Origin of the sequence: Collinsella sp. SGI.095, from assembly GCF_050314535.1 — a bacterium.
GTDB lineage: Bacteria > Actinomycetota > Coriobacteriia > Coriobacteriales > Coriobacteriaceae > Collinsella.
In genome coordinates this window covers 38,234-48,738 of sequence record NZ_JBNPNG010000015.1, presented here as the reverse complement: position 1 = coordinate 48,738, position 10,505 = coordinate 38,234, and the positions used below count along the sequence as shown (strand labels likewise).

General features: G+C 63.2%; 6 protein-coding genes. 5 read left to right on the top strand and 1 reads right to left on the bottom strand.

From position 1 onward, the window contains the following. Nucleotides 1-42: 42 nt before the first annotated feature. On the bottom strand, nt 43-1,605 hold the full coding sequence (locus ACQRCA_RS06600; RefSeq protein WP_427719616.1) for a cation:proton antiporter: 1,563 nt from the start codon (nt 1,603-1,605) through the stop codon (nt 43-45). A 184-nt stretch (nt 1,606-1,789) separates the two neighbouring features. Here ACQRCA_RS06600 and ACQRCA_RS06595 point away from each other — a divergent pair, with 184 nt between their 5' ends. From ACQRCA_RS06595 to ACQRCA_RS06575, 5 genes are all read left to right on the top strand, one after another. Next, nucleotides 1,790-5,536: a phosphoribosylformylglycinamidine synthase gene (locus tag ACQRCA_RS06595; protein ID WP_427719615.1), complete on the top strand. Its 3,747-nt coding sequence runs from the start codon at nt 1,790-1,792 to the stop codon at nt 5,534-5,536. A 100-nt stretch (nt 5,537-5,636) separates the two neighbouring features. After that, nucleotides 5,637-6,572, top strand: a complete 936-nt coding sequence (locus tag ACQRCA_RS06590; protein WP_427719614.1) for a DMT family transporter — start codon at nt 5,637-5,639, stop codon at nt 6,570-6,572. Nucleotides 6,573-6,707: 135 nt separating this feature from the next. Beyond that, entirely contained in the window at nt 6,708-8,618 is a 1,911-nt protein-coding gene (gene iorA, locus ACQRCA_RS06585; RefSeq protein WP_427719613.1) for an indolepyruvate ferredoxin oxidoreductase subunit alpha, read from the top strand. After that, the gene (locus tag ACQRCA_RS06580; protein ID WP_427719612.1) at nt 8,618-9,226 is read left to right on the top strand and encodes an indolepyruvate oxidoreductase subunit beta; all 609 of its coding nucleotides are present in this window, start codon (nt 8,618-8,620) and stop codon (nt 9,224-9,226) included. The genes iorA and ACQRCA_RS06580 overlap by 1 nt, the downstream gene beginning before the upstream one ends. Nucleotides 9,227-9,241: 15 nt before the next feature. Further along, entirely contained in the window at nt 9,242-10,477 is a 1,236-nt protein-coding gene (locus ACQRCA_RS06575; RefSeq protein ID WP_427719611.1) for a phenylacetate--CoA ligase family protein, read from the top strand. Nucleotides 10,478-10,505: the final 28 nt, after the last annotated feature.

The window sequence follows — 10,505 nt, the reverse complement described above, 5'->3', positions numbered from 1 at the left end:
GGCTTTAAAGCGGGACGCGGCTTCCCCTAGGGAAGCATCTCGTTATTTGCCGTCGTCGTCCTGGGCTTCATCGCGCGCGTAGAGCTCCAGCATGCGGCGGCGGTATTCGCGCACGGCGAGCTTGGCGCGCTCCAAGCGGCGGCGCTCACGCGGAGTCAGCTTGGACGGGTCGATCTCGTCGCCATAGGTCTTCTCAGCCAGCAAATGAGCGGCGTCCACGATGCGGGCATCGATGTGGCCGCTCGCTGCCTCGATCGAGAGGCGGTCAGCAATGGAATCAAGGGTAGGTATGCCGTCGAGCGAACGCCCATGGCCATGCGAGGTCAGCAATTCGTGTTCGCGCGCGAGCAGGCTCGCTAGGTCGTGGTGAGCGCGCAGGATATCGAGTGCGTCGGCAGGGTGCTCGGCGACCTCTGCCACGGCAGTGGCCGGCGCGGCATCAACCACGCGATAGAAGAGCTGCGCGAGCAGCGGCATCAAGAACACCGTGATGGCACCGGCGGCTACCATAACCGAGGCGACGTCTTGCGACAGCGCGCCTGCGTTGACGGCCACACTCGTCACGGCAACGATGATCGGCAGGGCCGTAGTGCAGTACAGAGCCACGGTAATGCGGCCATACGCCGAAACGTCACGTGTCGCGGGACAAATGCTCATAGAGACAAGGATCGGCACGGCGCGAATGATCAGCAACGCCGCGATAAAGCCCACGAGCAGACCCGGGCGCGACGCCACGGCCGTCAGGTCAATCTTTGCGCCCGACACGGTAAAGAACACCGGAATCAAAAAGCCATAGGCCAGGCCATCGAGCTTGGTCTCGAGCGTATGGTTGCCCTCGGGGATGATATAGCGCAGGACAAAGCCGGCGGCAAAAGAGCCCAACACGATGTCGAGGTCAAAGATGGCGGAAAATGCCACGAGTGTGACCAGGATGAGCACCGTCAGGCGCACGAACGTCTGCGACGTCGTGTCGGCCCGTTCCTCGACAAACGCAAAGAAGCGGCTGCCGACGCGCTTGGAGCGGCTCGGAACCACGGCCAACAGCACACAGACCAGTGCAAACAAGCCAAGGATCACGAGCGTCTGGATACCAGTACGAGCGGAGAGCAGCACCGACATGGCAAGCACGGGACCGAGCTCTCCCCACGTGCCATAGGCAAGGATGGAGTCGCCCACGCGCGTGCCGGTCAGCGAGCGCTCACGCATGATGGGCACGAGCGTGCCGAGCGCCGTCGAAGTGAGCGCCAGCGTCACGGCGATACCGTCGAAATGGCTGACCGAGAACCACGGGGTAAAGCGCACGGCAAGCCAGGCAATGCCAAACGTGACGACCCACGTCGCCATGCCGTAGCGTCCCTCGACGCCCGTGATGTTCTTGGGGTCGATCTCAAAGCCGGCAAGCAGGAACAAAAAGGCCAGACCGAGCTCGGACACAAGCGAGACCTCGGCATCTACATGGATGACGCCGAGCATGTGAGGTCCCAGCACCGCGCCGAACACGAGCAAAAAAACCGTCTCGGGAACGGGCTTTCCGGGAATCGCCGATGCGATAAAGGGGCTTGCGAAGGCCACAAGCGCGATGATGGCGAGCGAAACGAATGCCATGAGATGCCTTTCTCTTGTTTGCGCTTCACTGTAGCACCCTCGCCGTCCTCAATACGCCATGAGCTGTCGTATCATAGTGACGTTTACAAACATGTGGCTCAAGGCGACCGCGAGGCTTGTCCCGCAAACCGACCGCTGCCGCATACCGCACCGTACGCCCAACCGATCAGGAAGGCAGGAACCAATGGTCTCTCGTATTTACGTGGAGAAGAAACCCGGGTTCGACGTCGAGGCTCAGCAGCTCAAGGGCGAGCTGACCGAAATTCTCGGCATCAAGGGCATCGAGGCCCTGAGGATCATCAACCGCTACGACGTCGAGGGCATCGACGAGGAGCTTTTCCGCTCCTGCGTGCCGACCGTCTTTAGCGAGCCCCAGGTCGATGTGACCTACGACGAACTCCCCGCAAGCGATGGCGCCGTCTTTGCCGTCGAATTCCTGCCTGGCCAGTTTGACCAGCGCGCCGACTCCGCCAGCGAGTGCGTGCAGCTCATCAGCCAGGGCGAGCGCCCCGCCGTGCGTTCCGCCAAGGTCTATATGATCTCGGGCGCTCTGGACGAAGCCGCCATCGAGGCCATCAAGCACTACGTGGTGAATCCCGTCGAGGCCCGCATCGCCTCGCTCGACCTACCCGAGACGCTGTACATGGAGACCCCCGAGCCCCAGCCCGTTGAGGTGCTCGACGGCTTCCGCGAACTCGACGAGGCCGGCCTTGCCGCCTTTATCTCCGAGCGCGGCCTTGCCATGGATGAGGCGGACATCGCCTTCTGCCAGCAGTACTTCCGCGATGAGGACCGCGACCCCACCATCACCGAGATCCGCGTGATCGACACCTATTGGTCCGACCACTGCCGCCACACCACCTTCGGTACCGTCCTGGACGACGTGACAATCGATGACGCCGTGGTACAGCAGGCCTTCGACCGCTATATGGAGATGCGCCACGAGCTCGGTCGCGACGCCAAGCCCGTCTGCCTCATGGACATGGGCACCATCGGTGCCAAGTACCTTAAGAAGACCGGCGTCATGACCGATGTCGACGAGTCCGAGGAGATCAACGCCTGCACCGTCAAGGTGAAGGTCGATGTCGACGGCGAGGACCAGGACTGGCTGTTCCTGTTTAAGAACGAGACCCACAACCACCCGACCGAGATCGAGCCCTTCGGCGGTGCCGCCACCTGCGTGGGCGGCGCCATCCGCGACCCGCTCTCTGGCCGCAGCTATGTGTACCAGGCCATGCGCGTCACCGGCGCCGGCGACCCCACCGTCCCGGTCTCCGAGACGCTCGAGGGCAAGCTGCCGCAGCGCAAGCTCGTGACCACCGCTGCCGCCGGCTACTCCAGCTACGGCAACCAGATCGGCCTTGCCACCGGTCAGGTCAACGAACTCTATCACCCCGGCTACGTGGCCAAGCGCATGGAGGTCGGCGCCGTCGTGGGCGCCACCCCGGCAAACCACGTGCGTCGCGAGTGCCCCGCCCCCACCGACAAGATCATCCTGCTGGGCGGCCGCACCGGCCGTGACGGCATCGGCGGTGCCACCGGCTCCTCCAAGACTCAGAATACCGATTCCATCGAGACCTCGGGCGCCGAGGTCCAGAAGGGCAACGCCCCGGTCGAGCGCAAGCTGCAGCGTCTGTTCCGCCGCGGCGACGCCTGCCGCCTGATCAAGCGCTGCAACGACTTTGGCGCCGGCGGCGTCTCGGTCGCCGTGGGCGAGCTTGCCGACGGCCTGTATGTCGACCTGGACACCGTGACCAAGAAGTACGATGGCCTGGACGGAACCGAGCTCGCTATCTCCGAGTCCCAGGAGCGCATGGCCTGCGCCGTCGCCGACGGTGACGTCGAGGAGTTCATGGGTTATGCCGCCGAGGAGAACCTGGAGGCGACCGTCATCGCCGAGGTTACCGCCGAGCCGCGCATGCGTATGGCCTGGAACGGCGTCGCCATCGTCGATCTGTCCCGCGAGTTCCTCAACTCCAACGGCGCACCCAAGCACCAGGTCGCCCACGTGTGTGCCCGTAGCGTGTGGCAACCCAGCTGGGCCGGCACCACGCTTGCCGAGCGCATGACCTCGCTTGTCACCGATCTCAACGTCGCCTCCAACAAGGGCCTTTCCGAGCGCTTCGACTCCACCATCGGTGCCGCTACCGTGCTCATGCCCTTTGGCGGCAAGACGCAGCTCACCCCGAGCTCTGCCATGGTCGCCAAGTTCCCCGTGGACGGCGAGACCACCACGGCGAGCGCTATGGCATGGGGCTTCAACCCCTACCTGATGGAGGCCGACCAGTTTGCAGGCGCCTACCTGTCCGTGGTCGAGTCCATCGCCAAGCTCGTTGCCGCCGGCTTTGAGCACAAGCGCGCCTACCTCTCCTTCCAGGAGTACTTTGAGCGCCTGCGCACCGAGCCCGAACGTTGGGGCAAGCCCATGGCAGCCGTCCTGGGCGCCCTTATGGCCCAGGTCGACCTGGGTGCCGGCGCCATCGGCGGCAAGGATTCCATGAGCGGCTCGTTTGAGGACGAGGCCGGCGAGCTCAACGTTCCGCCGACCCTGATCAGCTTCGCTGTCGCCGTGGGCCGTGCCGCCCGCGCCGTCTCCCCCGAGTTTAAGGGCCTCACGCACCGCGTCGTTCGCATCGCCCCCGCCACCTATGGCGAGGACTACCGCCCCGATGCCCAGCAGCTGCTCGCCGCGTTTGACGCCGTCGAGGCGCTCACCGCTACCGGCGACGCCCTGGCCGTCTCTACGCCCGGCTACGGCTGCGGTGCCGAGAGCCTCTTTAAGATGTGCGTCGGCAACCAGATCGGTATCGAGCTTGCCGAAGATGTGGACGCGGAGAGCCTCTTCACCCCGCTCTACGGCAGCTTTATCGTCGAGCTCGCCGAGGACGCCGAGCTGCCCGAGGTCGCCGACGGCGTTGTCGTCGAGCCCCTGGGTACCACCGTCGAGGGCTATGTCATCGACACCGGCTCCGAAGTCATCGAGCTCGCCGAGCTCCAGGAGGCCTGGGAGAGCGGTATCGAAGGCGTCTTCGCCTACCGCAGCGCCGGCGAGACCCCAGAGGTCGAGGCCATCGACTTCCGCGCCAAGGATATCCACGTGTACGGCGGCGCCAAGATCGCCCGCCCGCGCGTGATCATCCCTGTGTTCCCCGGCAACAACTGCGAGTACGATAGCGCCCGCGCCTTCCGCGCCGCCGGCGCCGAGGCCGACACCTTCGTGATCAACAACCTCACGCCCGAGGCCGTCGCCGAGAGCACCCACGAGCTCGCCCGCCGCATCCGTGCAAGCCAGATCGTCATGATTCCCGGCGGCTTCTCGGGCGGCGACGAGCCCGACGGCTCCGCCAAGTTCATCACGGCGTTCTTCCGCGCTCCCGAGGTCACCGAGGCAGTCCGCGACCTGCTCAAGGCCCGCGACGGCCTGATGCTGGGCATCTGCAACGGCTTCCAGGCCCTGATCAAGCTCGGCCTGGTGCCCTACGGCGACATCGTCGATGCCACGCCCGATGCGCCCACGCTGACGTTCAACACCATCGGTCGCCATCAGAGCCGTCTGGTGCGCACCCGCATCTCGTCCAACCTGTCCCCGTGGCTGTCGCAGTGCAGTCTGGACGACCCCTACACCGTCGCCATCAGCCACGGCGAGGGCCGCTTTGTCGCCAACGATGAAGTGCTCGCCCAGCTGATCGCCAACGGCCAGGTCGCCACGCAGTACGTGGGCGAGGATGGCAAGCCCAGCATGAATCTCTCCGTCAACCCCAACGGCTCCGCGCTCGCCATCGAGGGCATCACGAGCCCCGACGGCCGCGTCCTGGGCAAGATGGGCCATGCCGAGCGTCGCGGCGACAACCTGTACCGCAACGTGCCCGAGCATGTCCCCGGCGATAAGTTCATGCCGATCTTTGAGAGCGGCGTAGCCTACTTCGCTTAAATACGTTCCCATCGGGTACAATCCCCTCGGGTAACAACACCCGCCACCGGCACACCCGGCGGCGGGTTCTTTTTTACTTCGCGCATACAGGAAGGACATCATGGAAAGCCGCAAGCCGTATCTCGCCACCCTGCCCGGACTCATCCTGGGCTGCCTCGTCTGCTGCGCACTCTGGGGGTCGGCTTTCCCCTGCATCAAGATCGGCTACGAGCTCTTTGGCATCCCCGCGCACGATAGCGCCTCGCAGCTGCTCTTTGCGGGCTTGCGCTTCACGCTTGCCGGCGCCCTGGTTATCGTTGGGATGAGCACGGCCCAGCGCTGCCCACTCGTTCCACAGGCTCGCGACATTAAGCCCATCTGCATCCTGTCGCTCTTCCAGACTATCGGGCAGTACTTCTTTTTCTACCTGGGACTCTCGCGCGCCAGCGCCATGTCGAGTTCCATCATCGAGGCCAGCGCCAACTTCCTCGCCATCCTCTTTGCCGCTCTGGCGTTTCGCACCGAAAAGCTCGATGCAACCAAGGTGCTCGGCTGCGTACTGGGCTTTGCCGGCGTCGCATTCGTCAACCTTTCGGGTGCGGACGGCACCTTTGGCTTTACACTCGACGGCGAGGGATTTATCTTGGCTTCCACTATTGCGGGCGCCCTGTCGACCTGCCTCATTGGCATCTTCTCGCGCGAGCATGACGGCGTCTTGCTCGCCGGCTGGCAGTTTTTAGTCGGCGGTTTGGTCCTTACCGCCATCGGGTTTTTGATGGGCGGCGCGCTATTCCCCACCGAAATCGCCCCCGCCATCGCGCTCATCATTTATATGGCGCTCATTTCCGCCGTCGCGTACTCGCTGTGGTCCCGCCTACTCGCCGTCAACCCCGTTAGCCGCGTTTCGGTCTTTGGCTTTATGAACCCGGTCTTTGGCGTGCTGTTGAGCGCGTTGTTGCTCGGAGAGGGCGCTGGCACGACCCCCGTTACCGTAATTGTGGCCCTGCTCTTGGTCTGCAGTGGCATCATCATTGTCAACAAACCTAAAAAGGCCTAACAAACCACCCCGTTTGGAAAAGGGCAGCTCTCACTTTAGCTTAATGGAGTACACTGTATCTCGTTGATTTCGTACCGAGTCGCGGCGACAGACGCCGTCTTGCCGTAACGCGCCGGCGACATCGAGGGGATACAGATGCATAAGAAACTGGTTATGGGAAACCAGGCCTTTGCGTATGCCGCGCTTGCGGTGGGCGTTCGCGTGGTCGCCGGTTACCCGGGCACGCCGTCGACGGAACTTGTCGAGACAGTTGCCAAACTCAAGGCCCAAGGTAGTGCCGAGGGTGTCCACGTCGAGTGGTCGACCAACGAAAAAGCCGCGCTCGAGGTGCTGGCAGGTGCATCGTATGCAGGAGCGCGCTGCCTTTTTACCTGCAAACAAGTCGGACTAAACGTTGCCTCCGACCCGCTCATGAGCCTCAACTACGTGGGCATCAAGGGCGGCCTGGTGCTGTTTGTTGCCGATGATCCCGGCCCCATCTCCTCTCAAACTGAGCAGGATACGCGCCGCTTTGCCGCATTTGCGAAGATCCCCGTGCTCGATCCGCAAAATCTGGAGCAGGGTTACGCGATGATGCAAGAGGCATTTGAAATCTCGGAGCGCTACCATACGCCCGTTATCGTGCGCCCCACCACCCGCGTATGTCACGCCTCAACCTATTTGGAGGTACCCGAGCATACCGTCGCACATCCCGCTGGCACCTTTGAGAAGGATCCCAAATGGGTTATCTTCCCGCGCCGTTCGTTTGCCGCCCATGGCGAGGTTAACGAGCGCCTGCCGCAGATTGCAGACGCCTACTCCAGCGGCAAGGCCGCAGACGCGTTTAACCCCATCGAAAACCATGGCGATGCCACGCCGCGCCTGGGTATTATGGCCGGTGGCGTCTCGTATGCATACACGCGCGAGGCGCTGGCGATTATCGAGCGTCGCGCCGCCGCGGCAGACATCGCCGTGCCGCCCTATCGCTTGATGCAGGTCGGCCTTCCCTATCCCTTCCCCACTGCAGCTGCCGGGCGCTTTGCCGAAGGGTTGGGTCAAATTCTCGTCGTCGAAGAGCTCGACTTTGTCCTTGAGGACGAGATGCTGCGTCTAGCGGGCCGTACGCACGCGGCATATACCGTGCACGGCAAGCTCGACGGCACCATGCCCGGTCGCGGCGAGAACACCGTCGACGATCTGGTTGAGCGCCTGGCGGCGTTCCTTGGCATCCCCGCCCAGGCTATTACCCCACGCGCCGACGCTTCGCTTCCCAAGCCGCCCGCGCTCCCCGTGCGCCCACCGGTACTTTGTCCCGGATGCCCGCACCGTGGCAGCTTTTACGCCGTCAAGCAGGCACTCAAAGCGATAGGCGCTACCGACGCCGTCCTTTCGGGCGATATCGGCTGCTACACGTTGGGCAACGCCGCCCCGCTCGATGCCGTCGACACCTGCCTGTGCATGGGGGCCGGCATCACTATGGCCCAGGGCCTAGGTATTGCCGAACCCTCGCGAAAGCAGATCGCTTTTGTGGGCGACTCCACGTTCTTTGCCAGTGCCATGACCGGCATCGCCAACGCCGTCTACAACGGCCACGACATCACTGTCATCGTGCTGGATAACGCCACCACCGCCATGACGGGCGGCCAGCCTCATCCAGGCACCGGCCTGCGTTTGGATGGTACCAAAACCCAGCCCATCAAAATCGAGGCCGTGCTGCGCGCCTTGGGCGTCACCTGCATCGAACATGCCAACCCGTTTGACCTAGCTCAGACAACCGAAGCCGCCCAACGCGCCATTACGCACGAAGGCCCCTCGGCGCTCATCTGTGAGGGCCTCTGCATTACGCTGAGCAAGCCCAAACCCGCGCTTTGCGTCGACGAGAGCCGCTGTACGGGCTGCAAACGCTGCATCACGCAGATCGGCTGCCCCGCTATCTCTTGGGACGCCGAGCAACGACGTGCACGCGTTAACCCGACCCTTTGCAACGGCTGCGGCCTGTGCACGCAGGCCTGCAAGTTTGGAGCCATCGGTCCAAACGCAGAGGCCGCGAAGGGAGGCGAGGCCTAATGCTCAACATCATGATTACCGGTGTGGGCGGCCAGGGCACCGTCCTTGCCGCCAAGGTGCTCGCGCAGGCAGCCGAAACCCGAAATTGGCGGGTGCGCACCGCCGAGACCATTGGCATGGCCCAGCGCGGCGGCTCCGTCGTATCGCATGTCCGACTGGCAAATCAGGACGAGCCCCGCATCGACGCGCCGCTTATCGCCCACGGCGAGGCCGACCTCATCATTGCATTTGAGCCCGCCGAGGCCGTGCGCTGCCTGGGCTATCTACGTCCCGGCGGCGCCTTGGTAAGTGCTACGAGTAGCGTGCAACCCGTAACGGCGGCGCTCTCGCGTGACGCCTATAGCTCCAAGCCTTTCCTAGAATACCTGCGGCAGACTGTCCCCAATTGCCTGCTGGTCGATGACACCGCGCTCATTAAGCAGATCGGCTCGCCCAAAGCGCTCAACGTCGCGCTGCTGGCAAGCGCCGTCGCCATAAGCGACCTGGGGCTCACCGTCGAGGAACTTCGCGCAGCCATGCACGCCAGCGTGCGCTCCCAATTTGTCGCACTCAATGACCGCGCCATTGATGTGGCTGTTGCCGCCATCTCCGCATTCGCCTCCCGTTAACGCAAGGACAAAACCATGAAGATGCAGCCCGCGCAGCTTGAGCTTATTACCAAGCAGTTCCAGACCCTTAAAGACCGCTCGCCGTTTTATGCCAAAAAGTTCGATGGCATTGACATCGCAAACATTTCCACACAAGAAGAATTTGAGCAGCTGCCCTTTTCCGAGAAGGCGGACCTTCGCGAGGCGTACCCGCTTGGCATCCAGGCCGTACCAGACGAAGAAGTCGTTCGCATCCACAGCTCATCCGGAACCACCGGCACGCCCGTGATCATCCCCTACACCAAACAAGACGTGGACGACTGGGCCGATATGTTCGCCCGCTGCTATCGCACGGCCGGCATCACCGCGCAGGACCGCATCCAGATTACCCCGGGCTACGGACTGTGGACGGCGGGTATCGGCTTTCAGCTGGGATGCGAACGCCTAGGCGCCATGGCCATTCCCATGGGTCCCGGCAACACCGAAAAGCAGCTCAAGATGATGCAGGACCTAGGATCGACCGTCATCACGGCAACCTCGAGCTATGCCCTGTTGCTGGCCGAGGAAATCACCAAACGCGGTCTGCGCGACAAGCTCCACCTAACCCGCGGCGTCATCGGCTCGGAGCGTTGGGGCGAAAAGATGCGCAAGCGCATCCAAAACGAGCTGGGCATCGAGATCTTTGACATCTACGGTCTCACCGAGATTTACGGTCCGGGCATCGGTATCTCGTGCCGCGAGCACGACGGCATGCATATCTGGTCCGATTACGTGTACTGCGAGATCGTCGACGCCAAGACCGGCAAGGTCCTTCCTGACGGCGAAGTGGGCGAGCTGGTTCTTACAACCCTGCGCAAGCAAGGCGCACCGCTTATCCGCTACCGCACGCACGACCTGACACGCATCATCCCCGGCACATGCGCCTGTGGCCTTGACCACCCGCGCATCGACACCCTGGTCGGGCGCACCGACGATATGATCAAGGTCAAGGGTTGCAATATGTTTCCCGCGCAGATCGAGGAAGTTCTTAAGTTCGTCGACGGAGCGAGCTCGGAGTACCAGGTAATGATCGAGGCCGTCAACGGTCGCGATGTACTCGAGCTACTGTTCGAAAGCGAGCTGACGGGCGCCGAGCGCGATGCATGCGAGCGCGAAGTGGCTGCCGTCTTTAAGGCCAAGATCGGCTGCACGCCCAAGGCGACCGCCGTACCGCTCGGTGAGCTACCGCGCTCCGAGAAAAAGACGAGGCGCATCTTCGACAGCCGATACTAGTCCCCGAAAGCGCAGAAGGGGCGCACGA

What these genes read in the sequence shown, in the direction of transcription:
- ACQRCA_RS06600 (WP_427719616.1), bottom strand. Translation starts at nt 1,605, where the DNA reads ATGGCATTCGTTTCGCTCGCCATCATCGCGCTTGTGGCCTTCGCAAGC.
- ACQRCA_RS06595 (WP_427719615.1), top strand. Translation starts at nt 1,790, where the DNA reads ATGGTCTCTCGTATTTACGTGGAGAAGAAACCCGGGTTCGACGTCGAG.
- ACQRCA_RS06590 (WP_427719614.1), top strand. Translation starts at nt 5,637, where the DNA reads ATGGAAAGCCGCAAGCCGTATCTCGCCACCCTGCCCGGACTCATCCTG.
- iorA (WP_427719613.1), top strand. Translation starts at nt 6,708, where the DNA reads ATGCATAAGAAACTGGTTATGGGAAACCAGGCCTTTGCGTATGCCGCG.
- ACQRCA_RS06580 (WP_427719612.1), top strand. Translation starts at nt 8,618, where the DNA reads ATGCTCAACATCATGATTACCGGTGTGGGCGGCCAGGGCACCGTCCTT.
- ACQRCA_RS06575 (WP_427719611.1), top strand. Translation starts at nt 9,242, where the DNA reads ATGAAGATGCAGCCCGCGCAGCTTGAGCTTATTACCAAGCAGTTCCAG.